The organism is [Clostridium] aminophilum, assembly GCF_900101295.1.
Taxonomy (GTDB): Bacteria; Bacillota; Clostridia; order Lachnospirales; family Lachnospiraceae; genus Clostridium_R; species Clostridium_R aminophilum_A.
Genome location: NZ_FOIL01000003.1, coordinates 67482 through 92186, shown reverse-complemented (window position 1 = coordinate 92186; position 24705 = coordinate 67482). Strand labels below are relative to the sequence as shown.

22 protein-coding genes are annotated in these 24705 nt (G+C 52.6%); 1 reads left to right on the top strand and 21 read right to left on the bottom strand.

All coding sequences use genetic code 11. The annotated features are described in order from the left end of the window. The 12 genes from cas6 to BMW41_RS01625 all read right to left on the bottom strand — a co-directional run bounded on the left by cas6 (nt 1) and on the right by BMW41_RS01625 (nt 14073). Nucleotides 1-750, bottom strand: coding sequence for a CRISPR-associated endoribonuclease Cas6 (cas6, locus tag BMW41_RS01680; RefSeq protein ID WP_074648291.1), 750 nt, complete (start codon nt 748-750; stop codon nt 1-3). A 252-nt stretch (nt 751-1002) separates the two neighbouring features. Next, the gene (locus BMW41_RS01675) at nt 1003-1857 is read right to left on the bottom strand and encodes a PHP domain-containing protein (RefSeq protein WP_143050783.1); all 855 of its coding nucleotides are present in this window, start codon (nt 1855-1857) and stop codon (nt 1003-1005) included. Nucleotides 1858-1997: 140 nt separating this feature from the next. Continuing rightward, complete coding sequence (locus tag BMW41_RS01670; protein ID WP_074648287.1) at nt 1998-3866, bottom strand: ABC transporter ATP-binding protein; 1869 nt, start codon at nt 3864-3866, stop codon at nt 1998-2000. Then, a complete protein-coding gene (locus BMW41_RS01665) occupies nt 3863-5602 on the bottom strand; it encodes an ABC transporter ATP-binding protein (protein WP_074648285.1) in 1740 nt (579 codons plus the stop codon). The genes BMW41_RS01670 and BMW41_RS01665 overlap by 4 nt, the downstream gene beginning before the upstream one ends. Before the next feature lie 85 nt (nt 5603-5687). Then, nucleotides 5688-7460: an arginine--tRNA ligase gene (argS, locus tag BMW41_RS01660; protein WP_074648283.1), complete on the bottom strand. Its 1773-nt coding sequence runs from the start codon at nt 7458-7460 to the stop codon at nt 5688-5690. A 125-nt stretch (nt 7461-7585) separates the two neighbouring features. Next, nucleotides 7586-8206 carry a peptidoglycan recognition protein family protein gene (locus tag BMW41_RS01655; RefSeq protein ID WP_330386901.1) on the bottom strand — a complete coding sequence of 207 codons (621 nt, stop codon included), beginning with the start codon at nt 8204-8206 and terminating at the stop codon, nt 7586-7588. A gap of 217 nt (nt 8207-8423) precedes the next feature. Further along, on the bottom strand, nt 8424-8981 hold the full coding sequence (efp, locus tag BMW41_RS01650) for an elongation factor P (RefSeq protein ID WP_074648279.1): 558 nt from the start codon (nt 8979-8981) through the stop codon (nt 8424-8426). A 109-nt stretch (nt 8982-9090) separates the two neighbouring features. After that, a complete protein-coding gene (locus BMW41_RS01645; RefSeq protein ID WP_074648277.1) occupies nt 9091-9621 on the bottom strand; it encodes a YqeG family HAD IIIA-type phosphatase in 531 nt (176 codons plus the stop codon). A 21-nt stretch (nt 9622-9642) separates the two neighbouring features. Beyond that, the gene (gene nrdR / locus BMW41_RS01640) at nt 9643-10110 is read right to left on the bottom strand and encodes a transcriptional regulator NrdR (protein ID WP_031472712.1); all 468 of its coding nucleotides are present in this window, start codon (nt 10108-10110) and stop codon (nt 9643-9645) included. Between the two features lie 75 nt (nt 10111-10185). Then, nucleotides 10186-10794: a zinc ribbon domain-containing protein gene (locus BMW41_RS01635; RefSeq protein WP_074648275.1), complete on the bottom strand. Its 609-nt coding sequence runs from the start codon at nt 10792-10794 to the stop codon at nt 10186-10188. Between the two features lie 81 nt (nt 10795-10875). Further along, complete coding sequence (locus tag BMW41_RS01630; RefSeq protein ID WP_074648273.1) at nt 10876-12291, bottom strand: Sapep family Mn(2+)-dependent dipeptidase; 1416 nt, start codon at nt 12289-12291, stop codon at nt 10876-10878. Between the two features lie 195 nt (nt 12292-12486). Then, entirely contained in the window at nt 12487-14073 is a 1587-nt protein-coding gene (locus BMW41_RS01625; protein ID WP_330386902.1) for a peptide chain release factor 3, read from the bottom strand. 169 nt (nt 14074-14242) lie between these two features. On the opposite strand from BMW41_RS01625, the gene BMW41_RS01620 reads away from it, so the two are divergent. After that, complete coding sequence (locus BMW41_RS01620) at nt 14243-15016, top strand: type III pantothenate kinase (protein WP_074648269.1); 774 nt, start codon at nt 14243-14245, stop codon at nt 15014-15016. A gap of 145 nt (nt 15017-15161) precedes the next feature. On the opposite strand, the gene BMW41_RS01615 is transcribed toward BMW41_RS01620, so the two are convergent. The 9 genes from BMW41_RS01615 to BMW41_RS01575 all read right to left on the bottom strand — a co-directional run bounded on the left by BMW41_RS01615 (nt 15162) and on the right by BMW41_RS01575 (nt 24620). Next, nucleotides 15162-15956, bottom strand: a complete 795-nt coding sequence (locus BMW41_RS01615; protein WP_074648267.1) for an SseB family protein — start codon at nt 15954-15956, stop codon at nt 15162-15164. Nucleotides 15957-15990: 34 nt separating this feature from the next. Beyond that, nucleotides 15991-17211: a cell division protein FtsZ gene (ftsZ, locus tag BMW41_RS01610; protein WP_074648266.1), complete on the bottom strand. Its 1221-nt coding sequence runs from the start codon at nt 17209-17211 to the stop codon at nt 15991-15993. A 124-nt stretch (nt 17212-17335) separates the two neighbouring features. Beyond that, nucleotides 17336-18121: a cell division protein FtsQ/DivIB gene (locus tag BMW41_RS01605; protein WP_242870271.1), complete on the bottom strand. Its 786-nt coding sequence runs from the start codon at nt 18119-18121 to the stop codon at nt 17336-17338. After that, on the bottom strand, nt 18114-19316 hold the full coding sequence (locus BMW41_RS01600; protein WP_074648265.1) for an FtsW/RodA/SpoVE family cell cycle protein: 1203 nt from the start codon (nt 19314-19316) through the stop codon (nt 18114-18116). Before BMW41_RS01600 ends, BMW41_RS01605 begins: the two co-directional genes overlap by 8 nt. A 36-nt stretch (nt 19317-19352) precedes the next feature. Next, on the bottom strand, nt 19353-20705 hold the full coding sequence (murD, locus tag BMW41_RS01595; RefSeq protein ID WP_177171132.1) for a UDP-N-acetylmuramoyl-L-alanine--D-glutamate ligase: 1353 nt from the start codon (nt 20703-20705) through the stop codon (nt 19353-19355). A 30-nt stretch (nt 20706-20735) separates the two neighbouring features. Next, nucleotides 20736-21695: a phospho-N-acetylmuramoyl-pentapeptide-transferase gene (mraY, locus tag BMW41_RS01590; protein WP_074648262.1), complete on the bottom strand. Its 960-nt coding sequence runs from the start codon at nt 21693-21695 to the stop codon at nt 20736-20738. Between the two features lie 64 nt (nt 21696-21759). Beyond that, nucleotides 21760-22887: a transglutaminase domain-containing protein gene (locus BMW41_RS01585; RefSeq protein WP_074648260.1), complete on the bottom strand. Its 1128-nt coding sequence runs from the start codon at nt 22885-22887 to the stop codon at nt 21760-21762. A 19-nt stretch (nt 22888-22906) separates the two neighbouring features. Then, nucleotides 22907-24391, bottom strand: a complete 1485-nt coding sequence (locus BMW41_RS01580) for a DUF1846 domain-containing protein (RefSeq protein ID WP_074648258.1) — start codon at nt 24389-24391, stop codon at nt 22907-22909. Next, nucleotides 24384-24620, bottom strand: a complete 237-nt coding sequence (locus BMW41_RS01575) for a hypothetical protein (RefSeq protein ID WP_074648256.1) — start codon at nt 24618-24620, stop codon at nt 24384-24386. The genes BMW41_RS01580 and BMW41_RS01575 overlap by 8 nt, the downstream gene beginning before the upstream one ends. Between the last annotated feature and the right edge of the window lie 85 nt (nt 24621-24705).

Below are 24705 nucleotides of genomic sequence, written 5' to 3'. Positions count from 1 at the left end.
TTAATCCTCCCCAATTATCTTTATTGCACCCATTCCAATCGCTGTTTTAATGCCAATTCCAGAATATTCGCCAAATTGAAGCAGCAAACGAACATAACGCATCATTGTATCAGAACCAAAAACTTTAATTCCCATCGTCCCCATGAATCCGGGAATTGTCCTTCCCTCGACTGGAAAAACTCCTGTTTTTAATCGATATCGGGAAATCACTGAATCCAATGTCAACTGCTCTAATGTTTCCTCGTCAGCCATTATTTCATTTCCTGAGACTGCACTATACTTCATCATTAAACTTTGAAAGAAAAGTCTTAAATCCGGTGTGATATTGTACCGTCCCCTTTGTTTAAATGAAGTATATGTTCTTACTTCCACTTCATAATCCCGATTAACCGGCTTATCGTAGAACTCCTCCATGAGATTCGAATACTTTTTCACAGTAAGGGTCTTATCTGTAACCGAAACACCAATGTTCCCATTGTGGATCTGAAACTGATTAAACTCATCCTTTAGCAATGGTTCTATTATATGAATGTATGCCTCCGAATTTAAAGCATGAATATACCAATAGCATCCTCCATTTTTAAAATATATATACTGACTATATGGATGAAGCTGTTGCCTATGAAGAAATTCTGCATACTCGTGATCAATCAGTGAAAACAATACCCCGTGAAAGTCTGATGCTTTTTTGTAATTAAGCCCCTCTGCATCTAATTTGAGTATTAATCTTGACAAAGTATTTTCGTTCATATCGGTAATTTGATTCTCTTATTATATGAATGTTTCAGTGCGCAATACAAATTATATCATATTTACCATAAAATACTTTCCTTTTTTATATTTTTTAGTATTTCTGACGTTTTTAGGAAATGGTGCACATAATAAACATCTCCAAATCAACCTTTAACTCAAAAAAACTGATGGTATATAGAGATATATCACCCAACCATTGTTTCTCAATTTGAAAGCGAAATCTCATAACCATCAGTTATTTTACAGTATTTATAGTTTTTCCAAAATCGTGAGAAGTGCCGGATCTGCCGGCATTTTGTCGGCCCGCTCCTCGCCGGGCGCGATATTTTTGTTCGTTCCGTGGCAATCACTTCCGCCGCTGACATAAAGTCCCCGCTCCTGTGCATTTTCAAGAAGGAAACGCTCCTCCGCCTCGGTATAACGGGAATAGAAACACTCCAGGCCTTTCAGCCCGAAGCGGCAAAGGGTTTCCAGCTGCTCATGGAACTCATCCTCCGCAAGGTGCCTTTCCCCTTCTCCTCCTAAGGGATGCGCCCACACAGGGATACCTCCGGCGGCAATAATTGCGGAAATCGCTGTTTCTGCCGATATTCTGGCATCTCCGCTGTCTTTGCCGCCATGATCGTCGATGAATTGTTCTATTGCCTCTTTGACCGAACCGGCAAGTCCTCTTTCCATCAGGATTCGAGCCAGATGGGGCTTCCCGACGGTGGTCAGTTCCGACAGTTTCCGCAGTTCTTCCTCGCTCAGCTCAATGTCATGCCACTCTTTCAGATGATTCAGCCGCTTTCGGAATTTTTCTTCGCGGAGATGTCTCCCCTCCTCGATAGCCGCAAGAAATTCCGGCGAGAAAGGATCATATCCATATCCTAAAATATGACATTTCCCTGCCGGTGAAACCGCGGAAAACTCGATTCCACGGATAAACCGCATGTCCTGCGGCACGATTTCTTCCATTCTGGCAATTCCGGCAATCGTGTCGTGGTCCGTCAGCGAGAACACGGTAATCCCGCGCTTTCGAAGTTCGGCCAGTAACTCCTCCTCTGTCCAGCTTCCGTCGGACCGGATGCTGTGCAGATGAAGATCCGCAATCCTTTTCTTCATATCTCTTCTCCAGCCCCGGATGTAAAACGGATTTTCCGTTTTGTATATCCGGGGTGCCAATACCATTTGAACGTATCCCGGTCAAACGTTTCCTTTATGTGCTGCCCTCGTCTGCCCGTTCCCCGTTTGCTTTCCAGTGTTTACTCGAGTTCCGTCGCACCGGTGTAGAGTTCATAGTAGCGTCCCTTCGCCGCCAGAAGATCCTCGTGGTCGCCGCGCTCGATAATTCTGCCGTGTTCCAGAACCATGATGGCGTTGGCGTTGCGGACCGTCGAGAGCCGGTGGGCAATCACAAGCGTTGTGCGGTCCGCCATCAGGCGGTCCATGCCCTCCTCGATATGGCGCTCCGTCATGGTATCCACCGAACTCGTCGCCTCATCGAGAATCAGGATCGGCGCCTTGGAGATCGCCGCGCGGGCAATGTTCAGAAGCTGCCGCTGACCCTGGGAGAGATTCGAGCCGTCCCCCTCAAGAAGAGTATCGTAACCGTTCGGGAGATGCCTAATAAAGGAGTGGGCGCTGGCCGTCTTTGCCGCCTCTTCCACTTCCTCATCCGTCGCGTCCGGACGGCCGTACCGAATGTTCTCACGCACCGTTCCGGTGAAGAGATGCGTGTCCTGAAGAACCATGGCAATATTTTTCCGAAGAACCGCTCGCGGAATCTTCCGGATGTCCACCCCGTCGATGGAAATGGTTCCGGACTGGATGTCATAAAACCGGTTGATCAGATTCGTGATCGTCGTTTTTCCCGCACCGGTGGAACCGACAAAAGCAATTTTCTGCCCCGGCTTCGCGTAAAGACTGATGTCATGAAGCACCGGCTTCTCCGGGTTATACCCGAATACCACATGATCTACCACCACATCGCCGCGGATCGGCTCCGGAATAAACGCATCCTCCGCATCCGGCTCCTCGGCCAGCTCATCCATCAGCTGGAACACGCGCTCCGCGCCGGCAAGCGCCGAGAATACATTGCTGATCTGCATGGAGAGCTCGTTGATCGGACGGGCAAACTGTCTGGAAAAATTCAGAAACACCGTCAGTCCGCCCACATCGAATCCCCGCAGAAGGCATAACAGACCGCCCACACAGGCGGTGAGTCCGTAGTTCATCTGGCTAAGATTTCCCATGACCGGTCCCATGATACCGCCGAAGAACTGGGCATAGATCTGCTTGTCCTTCAGGTCATCGTTCAGATATCCGAACTCCTCTTTGGCGATTTCTTCGTGCACAAACACTTTTACGACCTTCTGACCGTGAACCGTCTCCTCGATATAACCGTTCAGCGCGCCGAGGGCTGACTGCTGGGCCGAGAAATATTTCCGGCTCCTTGACGCAACCATCGCTCCGGCCTTCATCATGACCGGGATCATGACCAGTGTCACAACGCTGAGGGTAATGCTGGTGTACAGCATCAGGGCCAGTGTTCCCACAAGGCTCAGTACACCCGAAAACAGCTGCACCAGCGTGCTGGAAAGCATCATTCCGATTGTGTCCACGTCATTGGTAAACCGGCTCATCAGATCGCCCTTCGTGTGGGTGTCATGAAAGCGGAGCGGAAGCTCCAGCGTCTTTCCGAACAGGTCGTTGCGGATATTCCGCAGCGCCTTCTGCGCGATGTTCAGCATGATTTTGGCCTGCGCAAAATTCGCCAGAACACTGACAAGATAAACCGCTCCCATGAGGCACAGTGCCCGGGCAAGCCCCGCCGGGTCACCCTTGCCGCCGGCGATGGGGACAATATAGGTGTTGATGATGGGCCGGAGCATATAGGCGCCGCCGAGGTTCGTCACCGTACCGACAATGACGCACAAAAACGCGATGAGCATACCGGCCCGGTCGGCCTCAAGATATCCGAAGAGACGGCGGATTACTTCCCGCGTATCGCCGGGCCTTTTTGTTTTTTCCCGCACGGCTCCCGGCCCGTGCCGCCGGAATCCGGACGGGGCGGCCGCCTTCCTCTTTCCGTATCGGCGGCGCAGACTTTCCACTCTCTTTTCACTGATCATGCCTGCACCTCCTTTGCCTGTTTTCCGCTCTGTGTCTGCCAGATCTCCCGGTATTTTTCACAGCCGCGGATCAGCTCGTCATGGGTTCCCTCACCGATGATTTTTCCCTCATCCAGTACAAGAATCCGGTCTGCGTCCTCGATGGAGGACAGTCTCTGGGAGATGATGATCTTCGTGGTATCTTTCAGGGATGTATAGAAAGCCGCCCGGATCTTCTGCTCCGTCGCGGTATCCACCGCGCTTGTGGAATCGTCGAGAATCAGGATCTTGGGTTTGACCAGAAGAGCTCTGGCGATGCAGAGACGCTGCTTCTGTCCGCCGGAGACATTGACGCCGCCCTGGCCCATATCCGTGTCATATCCGTCCTCAAAACCGCGGACAAAGCCATCCGCCTGAGCCTGATCGGCCGCACGGACGATCTCCTCCTCCGTCGCCTCATCATCCCCCCACCGGAGATTTTCCGCGATGGTTCCCGAAAAGAGTTCATTTTTCTGAAGCACCATGCTGACACTTTTCCGGAGGTGATCCAGCGAATAATCGCGGACATCGATCCCGTCAATGCGGATCTCGCCGGCGGTCACGTCATAGAGCCGCGGAATCAGCTGGACAAGACTTGTCTTTCCGCTTCCCGTTGCTCCGGTAATCCCGATGGTCTCACCGGGACGGGCCGTAAAACTAATATCCGAAAGAACCGGCTCCGTGTCCATGGAGTAGGCGAAGGAGACATTCCGGAATTCAATTTCACCGCGGGTCACTTCCGCATCTTTTCTTGCCGCCGCATTGTCCGTCAGATCCACCTCCGTGTTCATGATCTCATTGATTCTCCGGAGGGAGGCCAGAGCCCTCGCCATCTGAATCAGAATCATGGACATGAACATAAGGGACATCAGAATCTGAACGATGTAAGTGGTAAATGCCGTCAGATCGCCCACCGGCATTTCACCGCCGATGATCATGTTGCCTCCGTACCAGACCACGGCGATGGTCGTCGCGTTCATCATAAACATCATCATCGGCATCATGGCAATGACAAGTTTCATGGCGTTCAGCGAACACTTCATCAGATCGGTACTGGCCTCAGAAAACCGCTCCGTCTCATGTTCTTCCCTCACAAACGACTTGATCACGCGGATGTTGGTCAGATTTTCCTGAACCAGATTGTTCAGTCCGTCCATCTTCTTCTGCATCAGCGTAAACCGCGGAAAAGACAGCCGGATGATCACAAAGATCAGCCCCCCAAGAACCGGGATGACGGACAGAACTACCAGCGCAAGGCGCGCATTCATCATAAATGCCATGATGAGGGCGCCGATCAGCATTCCCGGAGCCCGCAGAAGCATGCGCAGGCTCATCATCAGAACCTGCTGAAGCTGCTGTACGTCATTGGTCAGTCTGGTAACCAGAGATCCGGTGCTGAACTCGTCAATGTTGTGAAACGAGAACTGCTGAATCTTCGCAAAAAGATCGCGCCTGAGATCCGCGGTGAATCCGATGGATGCTTTCGCCGCAAACCAGGCGGCGAAAACACCGCTGGCTGCCATGACCACCGCAGTCAGAAACATCACGGCGCCCATCTTCAGGATGTAACCCGTATCATGGTCAGCCACGCCGACATTGATGATCATCGACATAAATTTCGGCATAAGGACGTCGCCGAGGACCTCAACGATCATCATCAGCGGGGCGAGTATAAATGCCCCGAGATACGGGGAAATGTATTTCCAGTATTTTTTCATCAGTTTCTCCGTAATAATGCGTAAAGGGCAGGAGTCTGCATTTTCTGCTTTCCCCTGCCAAAATTACTGCTTTATAAATTTCCGGTTACATGTGATCCGGCGCCTTCACTCCGATCAGATCCATACAGGTTTCCAGAACGCGGCTGGTCAGACGGATCAGCGCGATAAAGCCCTTCTGGCGGTTCTCATCGGTCTCGCCAAGAATATTGTTGTCCAGATAGAATGCGCTGAATGCATCGGACACTTCCGACATATACGCGCAGATTTTGTGCGGCGCAATCTCATTCCATGCGCTCTCCACAGCCTCGCCGAACTTCGCGAGAACCATCTGGAGCTTCTTTTCGGAATCGCTCTCCGCCGGGCGGATCACTGCGGCCTGTGCGGCAGCTGCACCCTTTTCTTCCGCATACCGGGTGAGAATGGACTTGATGCGTACATCCATATACTGAATGTGCGGGCCGGTATTTCCTTCAAAGGAAGTGAAGCGGTCCACGTCAAAGATGTAATCCTTTGTCGCCTGATTGCTCAGATCGCCGTACTTCAGCGCCGCAAGGCCGACTCTGCGGACGGTCTCCGCGATCTCATCCTCCGGAACTCTTCCCTTCTCACGGATCTTCTTCTCCACTTCCTCATTGATGTCATGGATCAGATACTCTAGCCGCATGACGCCGCCGTCTCTGGTCTTAAACGGACCGCCGTCCTTTCCGTTCATCGTGCCGAAGCCGAGAAAAGTGAGTTCCGTTTCCGGCTTGACATATCCCGCCTTCCGGGATACACGGAAAACCTGCGTGAAATGCAGTTCCTGACGCTTATCCACCACATAGATGTAACGGTCCGGATGGAAATCCTGCTCTCGCTGAATGATGGTGGCGAGATCACTGGTGGCGTAAAGCGCGGCACCGTCGGATTTACGGACAATGCACGGCGGATATTCCCGGGTGTCGCTCTCCTCGGCAATGTCCACCACCAGAGCCCCCTGGCTCTCCACCGCAAGTCCCTTCTTCACGAGATCATCGATCAGGCCCGGGATATACGGCTCCGCATCGCTCTCACCCTTCCAGAGATCAAAATGAACGTCCAGATTGTCATAATTTCTCTTCAGATCCTTTTTGGACACGTTCATGATGTGATTCCAGATCGCGGTGTACGGCGCAAATCCTTCCTGCAGGCGAAGGGTCGCCTGATGTGCTTTCTCGGCAAAGACCTCATCCACTTTGGATTTTTTGCTGGCTGCCGGATAGATTTCTTCCAATTCCGCGATGGTAAACGGCGCCTCAGCCGGGTATTCCCCCTTGAAATCCGGATCAAAATACGGAAGCTCCGGCTTTCTCTCCTGAAGTTCGGTGATAATCAGTCCCATCTGGAGGCCCCAGTCGCCCAGATGCACATCACTGATGACATGATTGCCCATGTACCGCGCCATTCTCTGAATGCTCTCGCCGATGACAGCCGAGCGGAGATGTCCGACATGAAGCGGTTTTGCGGCATTGGCTCCGCCGAAGTCAATGACAACGGTCTTCGGCTCGCTCTCCTCGTTGAGTCCGAGTTTTTCCTGCTGCGCCATCTTCTCCATGTGATCGGCAAGCCACTCATTGGAAATGCGAAGGTTGATAAATCCCGGCATCACCGCGTTTACTTCCGAAAACATACTGCAGTCCCTTGCCGCTTCCGCCACTTCCGTCGCAATATCGATGGGCTTTTTCTTATACTGTTTTGCTGCAGCCATGGCCCCGTTGCACTGATATTCGCAGAGGTCCGGACGGTTGCTGACCTTTACCATGGCAAATTTCTCGTCATATCCCCGCGCGGAAAAGAGCGGGCGAAGTTCATCCGCCATTATCTCTAAAATCGATTTCATTTTTTTCTCTCCTCGTATAATACTTCTCGTATCATATCCATGATGTGTTTAAAATCTCAAAGCCCGGATCGCTGAATATGTAACACGTCTGCTTCTCAGCCGTTTACATATTTATGGTTCCTCTTTTATCTTGCCTTCCGGACATCCTGAAGGAAACCGGTCCACGCGTCCTCGTGCTCGACATAATATTTCGGACAGAGTTTCCCGTTGACATCATAATGCCGGATGACATCGTTCTCCGTCAGATCCAGTTCGCCGCAAAGCCATGCGGTGAGTCTGATCAGACTCTGATAGGTCGCCTCACTGAACTTTCCGTCCTTATCCGGATGACAGCACTCGATGGCAATGGTGTCGGAGTTTCGGTTGTTGGAAGCGTACGCCTTCTCATCGATCGGAATGATCTGAATAATTTCCCCGTCCAGTCCGATGATGAAATGACAGCTTGCGGAAACGGTTCCGCTCCCCTTCTGATCCTTGAGTCCCTGGAAATAACTGCGGTTCTGTTCCGCGTCCGTTCCGGGGTTTGCGACATAGTGAACGACAATATCATTGATCCGGTTCAGTTTTGTTCCCGGTCTGGAATACCGGTTGACCGTGATAAAGTCCTGCCGGATCCAGTCCGGTGCCTTGATCGCGCTGAGATCCACATATCGTCTCATAAAGGGAAGTTCGTCGGTGTCCAGTTTTCCGGACCATCTTCCGGCTCCGAACCCTGCAAAAAATACCGCCGCCAGAAGCAGAATCAAAAAAAGTCTTCTGCCGGGCTGGGTGCGTTTTCTGGATGTCCTCTGGTTACGCGGCGCCTGCGTGCGCCGTTCACGACCGTCCCTGGAAGCACTGTTTCTGCTTCTCCTGCGGTCTGTTGAATTCTCGTGTTCCATTTGACCTCACGTAAAACAATACGGGGAACACCGGAACAATCTACCGGCATCCCCCGTAATCACAGCGGTTTCTTAAAACCGATTATGCTCTGGAAAGATATTCACCTGTACGTGTATCGATCTTCAGCTTGTCGCCGATGTTAACGAAAATCGGAACCATGATGGTTGCACCGGTCTCAAGAGTAGCCGGCTTGTTGGCTCCGGTCTGAGTGTTGCCCTTTACGCCCGGCTCAGTCTCGGTAACAACGAGCTCAACGAACAGCGGCGGCTCGATGGAGAATACCTTGCCCTTGTAGGAAAGGACCTTGCACATCTCCTCTTCCTTGACGAACTTCATAGCATCTGCGCACAGATCCTCGGAAAGAGCGACGTCCTCGTATGTCTCGGTATCCATGAAGTGATACATATCGCCGTCATTGTAGGTGTACTGCATCTCCTTGCGGTCAATGATCGCTGCCGGGAACTTCTCGGTCGGACGGAATGTCTTCTCGACTACACCGCCGTTGATAACGTCTCTGATCTTTGTTCTAACGAATGCAGCACCCTTTCCCGGCTTTACATGCTGGAACTCCATGATCTGATAGACAACGCCATCAATCTCCAATGTAATACCGTTTCTGAAATCGCCTGCTGATACCATAAGTGAAAATCCTCCTTGAAATGGTGCTGCAGCTTTGCACTGCATAACACATAGATTATCTGTTTTAGACTTATAACCTGTAATATTTTAAACGCAATTGATGCGTTTTTCAACTGTTTTTTTGTTTTTCCGTCGTTTCCTTCTCTTTTCGGAGCCGTTTCAGAATCCATTTTTCGGGAATCCGTTTCAAAACAATCTGTATCTCTTCCTTCGGATCGATCGGTGAGACCAGAATCGACCGGATTCCCGAAAACCGGGCGCAGAGAATATCCGTAAACAGCTGATCCCCGATCAGAACCGTACTGCGGGGTGCGGTTCCCATGGCGGTCATGGCCTCCCGGCAGGCTTTCGGCATCGGCTTGTGCGCAAGAAACCGGAAATCGGATCCGATTCGCTCGGCAAACGGCTCGACCCGGTGCCGTTTATTGTTTGACAGAAGGCAGGTGTGAAATCCCATCCGGTGCAAACGCTCGAAAAGCAGGACGGTCCGTTCCTCTGCCGGCGCACCGTGGGGGACCAGCGTGTTGTCCACATCATAGATCAGACCGCGGATTCCCTGCCGGTAAAGCGCCTCGTAGTCAATCGAATAGCTCGATACCGCATAGTCTGACGGGCGGAACAGTTCCAGAATTTTTCCCATATATCAATCCCCGGTTCCGCGTCAGCCTTTTTTCGCTTCGCTGCTCTCCAGAATCTTGCCGAGTTCCTCCATAAACGTGTGTACATCTTTGAACTGTCGGTAGACGGAGGCAAAACGGACGTATGCGACCTCATCCACTTCCTTCAGTCTGCTCATGACCAGTTCTCCGATCACCGGGCTTGGGATCTCTCTCTCCTCGCGGTTGAAGATATCGCTCTCGATCGCGTCCACCATCTGATCGATCTGCTTCGGAGACACCGGACGTTTGTGGCAGGAACGCACGATGCCGGCCTCAATCTTGGAGCGGTCATAGAGTTCCCTCGTGTTGTCCTTCTTGATCACCATCAGAGGGATTGTCTCGAGTTTCTCGTAGGTCGTGAAGCGTCTTCCGCATTTTTCACAGCTTCTTCTGCGCCGGATGCTGTTATCCTCCGCCGGTCTGGAATCGATTACTTTCGTGTCGTCTGCACCGCAAAACGGACATTTCATAACAATACTCTCCTCGTCTTATGCCATTACATTTCCATTCATTTGTTCTGCGCGTTCCCGCCTATGCCTTCCGGCTTACTCCTCGTCCTCTTCGGACAGGTCTGTTCCGCACCGGCGGCAGAATTTCGCCTCCATCGCGATGGTTTCTCCGCACTCCGGACAGCGCCTTTTGTTCACCCTGCCGATACCGGTCATGCGCTCATATTCTCTGCGGAGCCGTTCGCTCCGGTCATTATCCGCCGAACCGGAGATCAGATAGACAAACTTGATCAGCGCGTGTACCAGCCAGACGGGAACCAGAACCATTCCGATAAAGGTGGTCATCATCCCGAACAGGCTCTCCGCGAGTTTGGCGCCGCCAAAGAGGTTCGACGAAGCATACCGCAGAACGAACATGCAGATCAGCAGCACCGGCTCCAGGCCGAACACAAAGTTAAAACACGGAAGTGCCATAACAGCCATCAGAAGCGGAAGGATCAGAAACATCAGCAAAAGAATCTTGACCTCATCGCTGATCAGCGACAGAGCGGAAAAACAGGACACCGTTCCCCCGAACATGTCTCCCGCATTGCCGTTCAGTGCCGCAAAAGCGGACTTATCCGCAAGCGGAACAAAAAACAAAAGGGCCTGCGCAAGACAGAGAAACAGAAACAGCAGTTTAAAAAATGTCAGAGCTCTTTTCATGAATCCTTTTCCTCCCGGTCTCCGCCATGGCGGAACCTGAACTATCTATTATTTTAACATAGGTCAAACGGATTTCAATGCTCAGGCTCCGCAGATCTTTGCAATGGCAACCGCATAAATCTTCGCCGCGGCGATGAGTTCCTCGATGACAGCAAATTCATCCGCGCCGTGCATATGGTTGTCCGTGCCCGGCATCGTCGCGCCGAAGGCAACACCGTTTTTCAGATCGTGCACATATGTACCGCCGCCGATGGCGATGGGCTCTCCTTTCTTGCCGGTGATTTCCTCATAGGAGGCAAGAAGCGTCTTCACGAAATCCGAATCCGCATCGACCACATGAGCCGGAAGAAGTTCCGCTTTTTCCAGCGCAAAACCCTTCGCCTCCAGTTCCTTCCGGATCGGTTCGACCACATTGTCCACTGTTCCGCTGACCGGAACACGGGCATCAAACACGGCGTGAAGATCCTCTTTCGTCAGGGTGAGCATGGAAAATGCCAGCGTCAGTTTTCCGGATTCGTCACTCTGGGCAGCTCCGACGGATGCGCCCTCGGTATCCTCAAACGGGAAGAGCTGATGAAGCGCACGGACGGATTCGGTAACCGGATCCTGCTCAAAGGGCAGGCAGGAAAGAAGAGCGAGTAGCGCCGTCAGCGCATTCTTTCCCTCTTCCGGCGTGGAAGCATGGGCTGTCTCGCCGAAAGCGCAGACCCGCAGCCCTTCCGGTGCGCCGGCAATCTCAAAGCGGACACCGGTCTCTTTGGTAATGCGCTCCCCCGTCTCCCGGACCAGATCGTCATCCAGACCGCAGACGGATGCCTTCGCTGTGGACGGCACCACATTCGGACGGATCCCGCACTCGATGGAGAGAATCCGTGCCACGGTGTTTTCACGCTCCCCGAAATGCCGGACAATATGGCCCTGAAGCTGTCCTTTTTCGATGTTGATCACCGGAAAATCCGCGTCCGGTGAAAACGTCATCGGCGCTTCCTTCTCAATGCTGTAATAGTGGTCAATATCGCTGCCGCCCAGTTCCTCGTCGGTGCCGAGCAGAAGGCGGACGCTGCCCTTCAGCGGAATCCCCAGATCTTTTACGGCGCGCATCGCGTAGAGGGCGGCAACCGCCGGTCCCTTGTCATCCGCCGTGCCGCGGCCGTAGAGTCTTCCGTCCCGGATCACCGGATCAAACGGTTTGGTCACCGTCCATCCGTCGCCGGCGGGAACCACGTCCAGATGTGCCAGAATATCGAGGAGACGCGGGCCGCTTTCCAGATCCACCGCAGCGACATAGTTGTCGTAGTTCCGGATTGCGAAACCGTAGGACTCCGCCATGCTCATCGCCTGCTGAAGTGCTCTTGCGGCTCCGGCACCGAAGGGTTTTCCCTGCTCATAGGAAGCTTTCTCACTGTTGATCCGGCACAGGTCCATGATGTCATGAAGCATCTCATCCCTGTGAAGCTCAATATACGATTCGATCTCTTTTTTGTAGTCTGCAGCCATATTACTCCTTCCTGCTCCCGCTTCCCATCTCTTTTGCCTGCGCTCTCCGGGAACGGCTGACGGTTTCATCGGGTCATCCCTGCAGCGGCCTTCGCATCCTCGCGGATCGCTTTTGTTATGGAAAAACCGGAGAACCTTTCGTTTGATGCATCAAAGGCAGGTTCTGCCAAAGCAGAGCCTGCCTGTTTATCCGGATCAGGTATTGCGTCCGAACTCGGACAGTTTCAGGCCCTTGTTGCGGTCAAGAACCATGCCGACACTCCACTCGTGTGCAAACAGGAGAAGCGGACGGTCTTTCATATCGTGAATGGTCTTCATATCTGAAGTTCCTTCGATATTCTCCACATCGATCTCTTCCGGATTCTCGATCCAGCGGATATACTCGTACGGAAGCTGGTCCAGACCGACTTCAACATTGTATTCGCTCTTCAGGCGGAAGATCAGAACGTCAAACTGAAGGGTTCCGACCGCGCCGACGATGATCTCCTCCATGCCGGCATTCACCTCGCGGAAGATCTGAATTGCGCCTTCCTGAGCGATCTGGGTGATACCCTTGACAAACTGCTTGCGCTTCATGGTATCGATCTGACGCACTCTTGCAAAATGCTCCGGTGCGAAGGTCGGAATGCCTTCGAACTGCAGCGATGCGTCCTTTTCGCTGAGCGTGTCTCCGATGGAAAATACGCCCGGATCAAAGATACCGATGATATCGCCGGCATATGCCTCCTCGACGTTCTTTCTCTCATCCGCCATCATCTGCTGCGGCTGGGTCAGGCGCATCTTTCGTCCGCCCTGCACATGATTGACTTCCATTCCGGCGGTGAACTTTCCGGAGACAATGCGCATAAATGCAACACGGTCACGGTGCGCCGGATTCATGTTTGCCTGAATCTTAAAGACAAACGCGGAGAAGTTGTCTTCGAAGGGATCCACCATCTTCTCTCCCGCTTTTCTCGGCAGCGGGGAGGTTGTCATCTGAAGGAAATGCTCCAGGAATGTCTGAACACCGAAGTTCGTCAGCGCGGATCCGAAGAATACCGGTGTCAGCTCACCGGCACTGACCTTCGCCTGGTCGAACTCGGCACCCGCACCGTCGAGAAGTTCCAGATCGTCGTGAAGATGACTGAAGTTCGTGATTCCGATGGTCTCCTCAAGTTCCGGATCATCCAGTGAATAATCCTTCTCTTCTACGGCCTTCTGTCCTGCCATATTTGCCTTAAATGTCTCAATCTTCTGAGTCTGGCGGTTATATACGCCCTTGAAGTTCTTTCCGCTTCCGATGGGCCAGTTGATCGGGCAGGTGGAGATGCCGAGGATATCCTCGATCTCATCCATCAGCTCAAACGGATCTCTTGCCTCCCGGTCAAACTTATTGATAAAGGTGAAGATCGGAATATGTCTCATGACACAGACCTTAAAGAGCTTAATGGTCTGCGCCTCGACACCCTTCGAGCCGTCGATGACCATGACGGCGGAGTCAGCCGCCATCAGCGTGCGGTATGTATCCTCCGAGAAATCCTGATGTCCCGGCGTGTCGAGGATGTTAATGCAGAATCCGTCATAATTGAACTGGAGAACGGAGCTGGTTACCGAGATTCCTCTCTTCTTCTCGATCTCCATCCAGTCGGATACCGCATGCTTGGTCGCTTTTCTTCCTTTGACCGTTCCGGCCAGGTTGATCGCGCCTCCGTACAGAAGAAACTTCTCGGTCAACGTCGTCTTACCGGCATCCGGATGCGAGATGATCGCAAACGTGCGTCTTTTCTTGATTTCGTCGTTCATATTTCCCACGGGATAAACCTCCGATATATGGTATTGCTGTTATCTTCTCATAAACTTCTATATTGTATCTTGTGTATACCCGCAAGTCAACTGCTTTGCTTGTCTTCCGGCGGAAATCAGATTATACTGTAAACCAGAAAAAACACAAACGGATAAGGAGGGATTTCATTTGATCCTCGCTGTCGATATTGCGAACACAACGATCTCCATCGGATGCATTGACCACAAAAAAACCTATTTTTGGGAACGTCTCACAACCGTCATCGGCAAACCGAATCTGGAATACGCCATCGCGCTGAAGTCCATCCTGGAAATCTATCACATCAATCCGTCCGACATTCAGGGAGCGATGATCTGTTCCGTCGTGCCGCCGCTGAACCGAACCATCGCGGAGGCAATCCGGAAAATCACCGGCGTCCGTTCCCATTTTGTCGGAGCAGGAATCAAGACCGGGCTCAATATCCGGATGGACAATCCGAGAGCCGTCGGAAGCGATATGATCGTGAACACCGTGGGTTCGCTGGAGGAACATAAACCGCCCATCGTCATCGTCGACATGGGTACCGCCACCACCATCTCGGTGGTCGATAAAAACAGCAACTTTATCGGCGGCTGCATTCTGCCGGGTCTGCGGCTCTCACTCGACGCCCTGACCAACGGGACGGCACAGCTTCCGAAAATCAGTCTGGAGACGCCGCGCCGCGCCATCGGCCGCAATACTGTCGAGAGTATGCAGAGCGGCATCATTTACGGGCACGCATCCATGATCGACGGAATGCTGAGCCGCGTCATGGCGGAACTGGATTTCTCCGACGAAGCCAGCATCGTCGCGACCGGAGGCCTCGTAAAACTCCTTCTGCCGCACATGAAGCACCGCATCATCTATGATCCGACGCTGATGCTGAAGGGGCTTCTGGCGCTCTACGAAAAAAACGCACAATGAGCATGCAGTCGCAAGCCGGCCTTTTGCTACAAAAAGCTGTGGAACCTCAAAAAAGGTTTCACAGCTTTTTTCGGGTTTTGTTTCGTAAAAACCCGTTGCATTATTCCATTAATCCAAGAACACACGTTAAACAACGTATTCTTTATTACTTGATCACCTTCAGACCGGAACCGAAATTCACGATTCTGCCGATCTTCTCATTGTCGCAGATCAGCTCCACGCCAACCGGGTTAATCACGATGCCGTCATATGCCTTCGCGAGATCACGAAGTTCACGCATGGTTGCCGGCTTCACCTGGAACTTATGCTTGTTGTCAAAGCGGATCATCTCCATCGGGTCGGTGAAGACAACGAGATACTTCTCACCCTTGTCATTGGAGATCAGCGGGTGATTCTTCTCATCGTTCTCCGCGCACGGAAGGATCAGCTTTGCGGTGGACAGAAGATCTACCGCAATATTCTGCATATCCTCGCTTGCAGTGTGCTCGGAAATAGCCTGCTCAAACTGGTTCAGGCTTCTCACCAGATGCGGATTCATGATGACGCCCTCTACCTCTTCCGGTTTCTTTACAACAGCAAACAGCGGAATGGTCAGCGCCTCGTGGCCGCTGTTGATGGTAACGGCCGTGAATCCGGAGCGTGCCAGATCACCGAAGAATCCGAGTCTCTCCGCCGGAGTAATCTCACGGATGCGGAAATTTCTTCCCGGTGCAATCGCGGCTACCTCCTTCGCCATCTCTACCGCCCAGTCACGGTCGGTAAAAATGTATGCGCTCGGATGACCGGCCTCAGCGCCGAGATAATAGTTTCTCGTCTCGCTGATCAGGAAGGAAAACATCCCCTCTTCCGTCTTGAGAAGCTCGATGATGTGATCCATATCCGGTCTCTTTCTGCCGTTGGAGTTAACCACTTCGGTGATGATATTCTGAAGTTCTTTCATGTTTCAATCGATTCCTTTCAGGATTTTTATCCCATTAATTCTTCTTTCTGTTCAGGAAATCCGGGATATTCAGCGTCTGCTCTCTGCGCTGCGGACGAACCGGCGCGCTCAGATCGCTCTGTACCGGGGTAACCGGCTGAATCGGAACAGACGGAGCGGTATACACCGGCGTGCTGTCGTAATTCGGATTAGACGGAGCAACACGTACCGGCTGCGGAGCCGGAGCGGCCTCCTCACGCGGGGCAGTCTCCTTCGGGCGGAAGGAAGCAACATCCTCCATGTGCTTTACAGCTCCTGCGGACTGCTGCTCGTCCAGACCGGTTGCAATAACCGTAATCGTGCAGTCATCCTGCGCATTCTCATCATACATTGCACCGAAGATGATGTTCGCATCCTCGCCGGCAAGTTCCTGAACATAGGTGGCTGCCTCATTCGCCTCGATGAGGGAAATGTCGCCGGTGATATTGATGATGACATCGGTTGCGCCGTCGATGGAGGTCTCCAGCAGCGGGCTGGATACTGCCTGCTTCACTGCCTCGGTTGCCTTATCATCGCCCTTTGCGTGACCGATACCGATGTGGGCAACACCCTTATCCTTCATAACCGTCTGAACATCCGCAAAGTCGAGGTTGATCAGACCTGCGCTGCTGATCAGATCGGTGATTCCCTGAACGGCCTGCTGGAGAACCGCATCCGCCTTCTTCAGTGCCTCCGGAATGGAGGTATGACGGTCCACGATCTCCAGAAGCTTGTCATTCGGGATCACAATCAGAGTATCTACATTGCTCTTCAGCTTTTCGATGCCGCCGAGCGCATTGTTCATTCTCTTCTTACCCTCAAAGCGGAACGGCTTTGTCACAACGCCGACCGTAAGGATGCCCATATCCTTTGCAATCTTCGCGATAACCGGAGCCGCACCGGTACCGGTACCGCCGCCCATACCGCAGGTGACAAAGACCATGTCCGCCCCCTTAAGGCTGGACTGAATCTCGTCCTGACTCTCTTCCGCAGCCTTCTCGCCGATCTCCGGTTTTGCGCCTGCGCCGAGACCCTTGGTCAGTTTTTCACCGATCTGCATCGGTGTGGAAGCCTTACAGCCCTGAAGTGCCTGTTTATCTGTGTTTACTCCGATAAACTCCACTCCTGCCGTGTTCTCGTCGATCATACGGTTGACCGCATTGTTGCCGGCACCGCCGACACCCACTACAATAATTCTGGCGGAGTTCTCTGACTCACTCATCTTAACCTCTAACAAGATGCTTCCTCCTCTTCGCTTTTCCGTTTTTTATCCATGATTAACTGAAATTTCTCCCAGTTTCGTTCATATGCATAGACATTAACTAATATATTTTATTTCCGGTCAAAAATCAACAAAATTTTCATTTCTTCTCAAACCGGTACATCGGATTCGAATTCGAGCTGTCAAAGCTGTCAAGATACAGCGTTCCGGACAGATCCGGATAATCCGAAACGATATCCGCGAGCTCTGTCAGCTTCCCGTCCATCGACTCACTTCCTCCGAGTTTCACCACCAGATCTCGGATAAAGAGCGTTGCATTCATCTTGTCGTCATAGCTGATCTTGTCCGGAACAATATTGCTGGTGGCCAGTTCCTGCGTCAGATTCAGAATCTGGCGGAAAATCTCCGGATTGTCCACCGGAAGTGCCTTTCCCAAAACGATATGTCCGAAGTGCAGACCCGTCACCTGCGGCGCTCCCTCATAGATATCCGATGTGCTCTCCACCACCACCCCGTCTTTGTCGAAATAGAGGTTGCTGGACATATAGGATACATAACCGACGATGCTCTTTTCGTAGACGATGATCTCACAGGAAACCGGTGACCGAAAAGCAATCCGGTAGTCTTCGATAAACGGGATCTTCTCGTGCGGTCGGAACCGGTTGCGTAAAAAGGTCAGCAGACTGCTCCTCGCAAAGGGCTCCCGAAAAACTTTTTCCTCAATCTCTTCCTGAGAATAATGCCGGTTGCCGCTCACCTTTACCTCACGGATCTGAACGCAGAGCAGAAGAACAACCAGGACCAGCCCACCGACTGCCGCAGCAATCCAAACCGTATATTTCTTTTTCCGTTTCAGCGCCTGCTGAAATCTGATGATCTTCGGTTCTTCCGTGCGGAAAGCCTGAAAGCGTTTCTTCTCATCCATTGTTCTCATCCTGTCTGATCCGGTTGGACACGCTGAGTGCCAGCCCCATCTCAACCATCAAAAGCATGACGGAGGTTCCTCCGTAACTGATGAACGGCAGCGTAACACCGGTATTCGGTATGACATTCGTGACAACCGCAATATTCAGAATAACCTGAATTGCGATGTGAGCCATAATCCCGACAACCAGCATGGATCCGAGAAGATCCGGTGCATTCTCGGCGATCACGGCGAAACGGTAGATCATGAACACAAACATGGCGATGAGACAGATCGCGCCGAAGAGACCCAGTTCCTCGCAGATGATGGTGAAAATCATATCATTCTGCGCCTCCGGCACAAAGCCGAGTTTCTGAAGGCTCTGCCCCAGCCCCTTTCCCAGGATTCCGCCGGAGCCGATCGCATAGAGGCCCTGAAGCACCTGATATCCGCCGGATTGGGAATATTTCACCGGATTCTTCCAGACATGAATTCGCGAAAGCTGATAGTCCTGCAATACATGAATCGACTCCAAGAAATCGCCGATGTAGGGTGAAACGAAAAGAATCGCCACAAGACCGCCCAGCAGGACGATAAACCCCCATTTCTTCTTCATCGCCACAAAGAGCATCACATAGACGATCCCGGCAATGATGATACCGGAACTCAGATTGTTTTTTGTGACCAGAAGAGTCAGCGGAGCGCTCAGAAGCACCAGCTTCCACCATTTGCTCTCCCAGGTCCAGAATCGCCATCCGTTTCGCACGCGCAGCTCTTCGTTAATCCTCAGACCGTAATAAGTGATCAGTGAGGCCAGCAGCATGATCAGCGCAATCTTGACAAACTCCGTCGGCTGGAACTGGATCGGCCCCAGCTTCAGCCACCGCTTTTTTCCGTGCGATGCGACACCGAAAGGAGTGAACATCGTCAGAATCAGCATCACATAGGATGCGATATAGGACGGCCAGGCAAAGATCATCAGCTTGTGATAGTCCATCTTCGAGACGGCGATCATAATTACAAATCCGACGGCCTCAAACATGGCCTGTTTCCATACATAACTGTAGGATTTTCCCGACTCCAGCTGTGCCTTGTACGAGCTTGCGCTGAAGATCATCACAAGCCCGAACACACACAGGAAAATAATGGAGATCAGCAATTCATAGTCGTAAAACCGTTTTACTCGTCGTTTTCCCGGCTTTCCTGCAGCGGCCATTTTTCACTCTCCCCTGTATTACAATTTTATGTCCGGTCAAAGACTGCGAACGTACTCTTTAAACTTTTCTCCGCGCTCTTCGAAGCTCTTGAACTGACCCCAGCTTGCACAGGCAGGAGAAAGAAGGACATAATCGCCCGGATTCGCATAACTTGCGCAGACCTGAACCGCTTCCTGAAGATCCTCGGCATACATAATGTCGTTGAAGCCGTGTGCCTTCGCGCACTCCGCAATCTTGTCACGGGTCTGTCCGATCAGAACAAGATAACGGACCTTTCCGTCAAAACTCTCAATCCACTCGTCAAACTCGCTGTGTTTGTCGTAACCTCCGCCGATCAGAAGTGTCGGTCCCGGCATCGCCTTGATGGCCTGAATCGCCGCATCCGGATTGGTGCCCTTGGAATCATTGTAGTACTTCACGCCAAACCGCTCGGTGACAAACTCGATGCGGTGTTCCACAGCCTTGAATACCTTGACTGCACCAAGAATCTTCTCCATCGGAACGCCCAGCGCGCGGGTGATGGCAATGGCAGCCATCACATTCTCGTGGTTGTGGCGGCCCAGAAGCGTCATCTCATGCACATTCATCAGAGTCTCGACCTTCTCGCCATCGTTATATACGATATTCTCACCGTCGAGGTAATAGCCCTTTTCAAGGGTATGACGGCTGGAGAACCATACTACCTGCGGCTTGATATTCTGACCGAATGCGCGCAGAACCTCGTCGTCGTAATTCAGAACACAGGTATCCTCTTCCGTCTGGTTGGCGGTAATGGACTCTTTCACCTCCGCATAGCGCTCCATGGTGTGATGGCGGTCCAGATGATCCGGCGTGATGTTCAGGATCGCGCTGACCACCGGATGGAAATCGGTTGTTGTCTCAAGCATAAAGGAAGATACTTCACATGCCGTCACCGTCTCCGGCGTCATCTCCAGCGCATGATCCGCATACGGCTCGCCGATGTTTCCGACCACATAGACTCTGTCAAAATTCGTCTTCAGGATTTCCCCCACCAGTGATGTGGTGGTTGTCTTTCCATTGGTGCCGGTGATGGCCGCAACTCTGCCCGCACCGCAGTGATAAGCCAGCTGCAGTTCTCCCCAGATCGGAATGCCGACCTCATCGATCAGCTGAACGAAGGGTACTTCCAGGGAAATGCCCGGGCTGATCACCGCAAGTTCTACGCCGAGAAGATCGGTTCTGGTCAGTTCCCCGAGAACAACCGTCACCTTGTCCTCCTCTGAAAACTGTTTCCGAAGCGCCTCCGCATCCAGCTTTGTGTTGCCGTCATAGAGAACAACCTCTCCTCCCTTCGCAAGAAGAAGACGTGCTGCTGCGATTCCGCTCTTTCCGGTTCCGCAGACAATTACTTTCTGACCCATTGTTATATCCTCCTAAATGTTTATATCAATACCATATTACATACCGGCTAAGGCCGCAAGACAAAGCAGAAATGTCACAATCGAAAAGGCGTTGACAATCTGTGTCTCGGAGGCACCACCGAGTTCGAAATGATGATGGATCGGCGCCATGCGGAAAAAACGCTTTCCGTGCGTCTTTTTGAAATACCCGACCTGAATGATAACCGAAATCACTTCCATCATGTAAATGAATCCGAAAATCGCAATAAAAATCGGAATTCTCATCATGAAGGCGCTGCCGGCCACAAAACCGCCGATGGCGAGAGATCCGGTATCCCCCATGAAGACCTTTGCAGGATGGGCGTTAAAGAGAAGGAATCCCATCAGTGCGCCCATCATCGCGCCGGCTGCGGGACCGATTCCCCAGTTTCCTGCGGCAGAGATCAGCGCCAGAAGTCCGGCGATGGGAAGCGTCACGGACGAGAGAAGTCCGTCCAGACCGTCGGTAAAATTGGTCCCGTTATCGGTTCCGAGAACAATGAAGAAGAGAGCCGGAACAAAGACTGCCGTCGGCAGAACCAGCTTTTCCCTCCAGAACGGGATCAGCATCGCGCAGCCTGCCTCGGATTTTGCGACGATGTACCATGCAAAAACAGCGGTCACCGCAAACTGCATGGCCAGCTTCTGCTTCGGGTTCAGTCCCTCGGACTGATGCCTGCGGATTTTCAGGAAATCATCCGCGAATCCGATGAGACCGAATCCGATGGTGAGAAAGGCCACCGGGATCATTTCCGGATAAGACGGAGAAAAGATGAGAACCGGCACAAGAAAACCGGCCAGAATCATCACGCCGCCCATGGTCGGCGTTCCCTGCTTTTTCAGATGTGACTGCGGGCCGTCATCGCGAACCTCCTGTCCGAACTTGAACCGGTGAAGAATCGGAATAATATACGGACACAGCGCCGCGGTAACCGCAAACGCAGCCAACAGTGCAATGATTGTATCTCTTACTGCCATAACAGGCTTACCTCTTATTTTTATTATTTATCGTTTTCCCGTTTTTTCAGGAAGACCTCTCCGCTCAGCGCGTCAGAATGCTGATCATCGTTCCGGTCTCCGCCACCGTGTAGGACTCATCATCCTCCTGATAGACGAACCAGGACTGGGGAAGATACTGGAGCGACTGACGCAGACGGTCGCGGACGCCGAGCATGATTGTGGTGATCTGCTCCCGGTGAATCCCGTATCCCAGGCCGTCGATATAGATGCGCGTGATATGTCTGCCCGCATCCCTGCTTCTTCTCACAGCGTGAACGATCCGGTCTCGGACCTCTGTCATCCTTGTGGATCCGTCCGGCGCAAGCTTGATGACCAGAGGATCCGGAGTCGCCTCGGTTTTGCCGCTCTGCAGATAATACTGCACGGTCATGGGCCCGTATGCCTCTCCGTCCGCTGACGGAACTGCCGGCGTTCCGGTGTCTTCCCGGTCCCAGTGATGATAACCGGTGGACTCAATCTCGTCGTCGCTCAGATTGATATATCGGTTGACAAGATCTCCGGTACTGTCGTCATCTTCCCACGTGGCATCGACATGATACCAGTGACGTCCTAAACGGATCAGATTCCATGCATGAAGATCGCTGTGTATATAGCGGACTTCCGTATCCGGCATGACGGCGCGCACAATCTGCAGAAATGCATCCGAATATCCGGCACACTGGGCCCGGTGTCCCACGAGACAGCTGTACGCGGTATAGTTTTCAAGACTTCCTTGTTTCACCTCATAGGTGCACTCTTTCACCAGTCCCCGGATGATGGCGATTTCTTTTTCAAAATCCGTGGATTTCCGGTTGACATCGTACTTTTCCACAAACTCGGCAATGGCATTCTGAAGCACATCCCAATCGGTTTTTTCCGAATCCGGCCCCGCGCTCTTTGTCATGCGCATGCAGCCCTCATTGCCGTGCACGGGATCATTGATGATCTGAAAGGTCTCCCCGTTCACGGTAATGGTGCCGTCATTGCGCTCTTCGTATGAATTCCGGTCTTCCGGGACGCTGTCCCGGACAATCTCCTCCGCCGACGGATTCTGCGCCGTCTCCTCGGGATCGGCGTATGCCGGCGTCGCAAGGAGAAATGCGGCTAACAGCGAGATCAGCAGCGTCCGCCCGCATTTCCTCCCGGATTGTTTTCTACATCGTATGGTCACTCTTTCTCACATTCTTTCATCAGCCGTGGAACAGCTTCTTGGTCTGGTACTTCGGCTCGCAGGTCAGATTGACGCCGAGCTTCTGGAAGGTGTGCTCGTCCACTGCCGCAAGCATAACAGAGGAATGTGCCTCGCAGTTCTTGAGGTTTCCGAGCTGTTCCATGCACTTCTCCGCCGCCGGATTCGTCGACGCGCAGATGGTCAGCGCGATCAGGATCTCATTGATATGCAGTCTCGGATTGTGGTTTCCGAGATGGGATACCTTCAGATGCTGAATCGGCTCGATGACATCCGGAGCGATAACCTTCACGGAATCGTCGATTCCCGCCAGAACCTTCAGCGCATTTAAGAGCATTGCACTGGACGCGCCCAGAAGCGTCGTTGTCTTGCCGGTGATTACCTGGCCGTCCGGAAGCTCGATGGCCGCCGCCGGCTCGCCGGTCACCTCTGCCTTGAGATTTGCCGCCGCGACAACCGGGCGGTCTCCGATACCGGTCTCCGCCTTGTCCATCAGCAGTTCCAGCTTTGCGGACGCGGACGCGGAGCCGCCGCCCTTTCTCTGCTCACACATTTCCTTGTAATACCGGCGCACAATCTCCTGACGGGATGCCTCGCGGCATGCCTCATCGTCGATGATGCATTTTCCGGCCATGTTGACACCCATATCCGTCGGAGACTTATATGGGGACTCGCCGTAGATTTTCTTGAAGATGGCGTTCAGTACCGGGAACACCTCCACGTCACGGTTGTAGTTGACGGTGGAAACGCCGTAGGCCTCCAGATGATACGGGTCAATCATGTTCACATCGTTCAGATCCGCCGTCGCCGCCTCATACGCGAGGTTCACCGGGTGAGAAAGCGGAAGGTTCCAGATCGGGAAGGTCTCGAACTTTGCGTATCCTGCCTTCACGCCGCGCTTGTTCTCATGGTAGAGCTGGGAAAGCGCCACAGCCATCTTGCCGCTTCCTGGTCCCGGAGCCGTGACAACCACCAGCGGGCGCTTTGTCTCAATATAGTCGTTCTTTCCGAAGCCTTCCTCGCTGATGATCAGCGGAATGTTGCCCGGATAACCGGCAATGGTGTAATGTCGGTAAACCCTGACGCCGAGGGCTTTCAGCTTTTTCTCATAAGCGATGGCACTCTCCTGACCCTCATACCGGGTCATGACCACGCTGCCGACATAGAGACCGTAGCCGCGGAATGCGTCGATCAGGCGGAGAACATCCATATCATAGGTGATTCCCAGATCGCCGCGCACTTTATTCTTCTCGATGTCATTGGCATTGATGACAAGAACGACTTCCACGTCATCCCGAAGCTCCGCCAGCATTTTGATCTTACTGTCCGGCATGAATCCCGGAAGAACACGGGACGCATGGTAATCGTCGAAAAGCTTGCCGCCGAATTCCAGATAGAGTTTGCCGCCGAATTTGGAGATTCGCTCGCGAATGTGCTCCGACTGCATTTTCAGATACTGTTCGTTGTCAAAACCAATCTTAAACATCTTCTTTTTCCTTTCGTGTTTCCCCGCATTTGGAGGCTTTTATCTTTTCCAGTTCTTTTTTGTAGTATTCTTTCTGCTCTTCCGGAGAAAGTTTCTTGGAAGGACAGTCGGCAGTACATGTCCTGCACGGACTGCTCTGCATCGGCTTATCCTTATACAGGAAAGCCAGAGAGGCAGCAAGTCCCGCGATGAACAGAGAACCGATAACGATTGCAATAATCTGTTCCATATATTCACACCTTTCCTGCCGCAGCGCGGCCAGACGCTCCGCACCGGGAGCGTTCCGTCTCCGCCGGGAACCGGTCCCGGCAGAG

What these genes read in the sequence shown, in the direction of transcription:
- BMW41_RS01605 (WP_242870271.1), bottom strand. Translation starts at nt 18,121, where the DNA reads ATGGATGAGAAGAAACGCTTTCAGGCTTTCCGCACGGAAGAACCGAAG.
- BMW41_RS01625 (WP_330386902.1), bottom strand. Translation starts at nt 14,073, where the DNA reads ATGAACGACGAAATCAAGAAAAGACGCACGTTTGCGATCATCTCGCAT.
- BMW41_RS01675 (WP_143050783.1), bottom strand. Translation starts at nt 1,857, where the DNA reads ATGAAGAAAAGGATTGCGGATCTTCATCTGCACAGCATCCGGTCCGAC.
- BMW41_RS01575 (WP_074648256.1), bottom strand. Translation starts at nt 24,620, where the DNA reads ATGGAACAGATTATTGCAATCGTTATCGGTTCTCTGTTCATCGCGGGA.
- BMW41_RS01615 (WP_074648267.1), bottom strand. Translation starts at nt 15,956, where the DNA reads ATGAAAGAACTTCAGAATATCATCACCGAAGTGGTTAACTCCAACGGC.
- argS (WP_074648283.1), bottom strand. Translation starts at nt 7,460, where the DNA reads ATGAAATCGATTTTAGAGATAATGGCGGATGAACTTCGCCCGCTCTTT.
- BMW41_RS01635 (WP_074648275.1), bottom strand. Translation starts at nt 10,794, where the DNA reads ATGAAAAGAGCTCTGACATTTTTTAAACTGCTGTTTCTGTTTCTCTGT.
- BMW41_RS01665 (WP_074648285.1), bottom strand. Translation starts at nt 5,602, where the DNA reads ATGAAAAAATACTGGAAATACATTTCCCCGTATCTCGGGGCATTTATA.
- cas6 (WP_074648291.1), bottom strand. Translation starts at nt 750, where the DNA reads ATGAACGAAAATACTTTGTCAAGATTAATACTCAAATTAGATGCAGAG.
- BMW41_RS01670 (WP_074648287.1), bottom strand. Translation starts at nt 3,866, where the DNA reads ATGATCAGTGAAAAGAGAGTGGAAAGTCTGCGCCGCCGATACGGAAAG.
- BMW41_RS01580 (WP_074648258.1), bottom strand. Translation starts at nt 24,391, where the DNA reads ATGTTTAAGATTGGTTTTGACAACGAACAGTATCTGAAAATGCAGTCG.
- BMW41_RS01600 (WP_074648265.1), bottom strand. Translation starts at nt 19,316, where the DNA reads ATGGCCGCTGCAGGAAAGCCGGGAAAACGACGAGTAAAACGGTTTTAC.
- BMW41_RS01630 (WP_074648273.1), bottom strand. Translation starts at nt 12,291, where the DNA reads ATGGCTGCAGACTACAAAAAAGAGATCGAATCGTATATTGAGCTTCAC.
- BMW41_RS01645 (WP_074648277.1), bottom strand. Translation starts at nt 9,621, where the DNA reads ATGGGAAAAATTCTGGAACTGTTCCGCCCGTCAGACTATGCGGTATCG.
- nrdR (WP_031472712.1), bottom strand. Translation starts at nt 10,110, where the DNA reads ATGAAATGTCCGTTTTGCGGTGCAGACGACACGAAAGTAATCGATTCC.
- efp (WP_074648279.1), bottom strand. Translation starts at nt 8,981, where the DNA reads ATGGTATCAGCAGGCGATTTCAGAAACGGTATTACATTGGAGATTGAT.
- mraY (WP_074648262.1), bottom strand. Translation starts at nt 21,695, where the DNA reads ATGGCAGTAAGAGATACAATCATTGCACTGTTGGCTGCGTTTGCGGTT.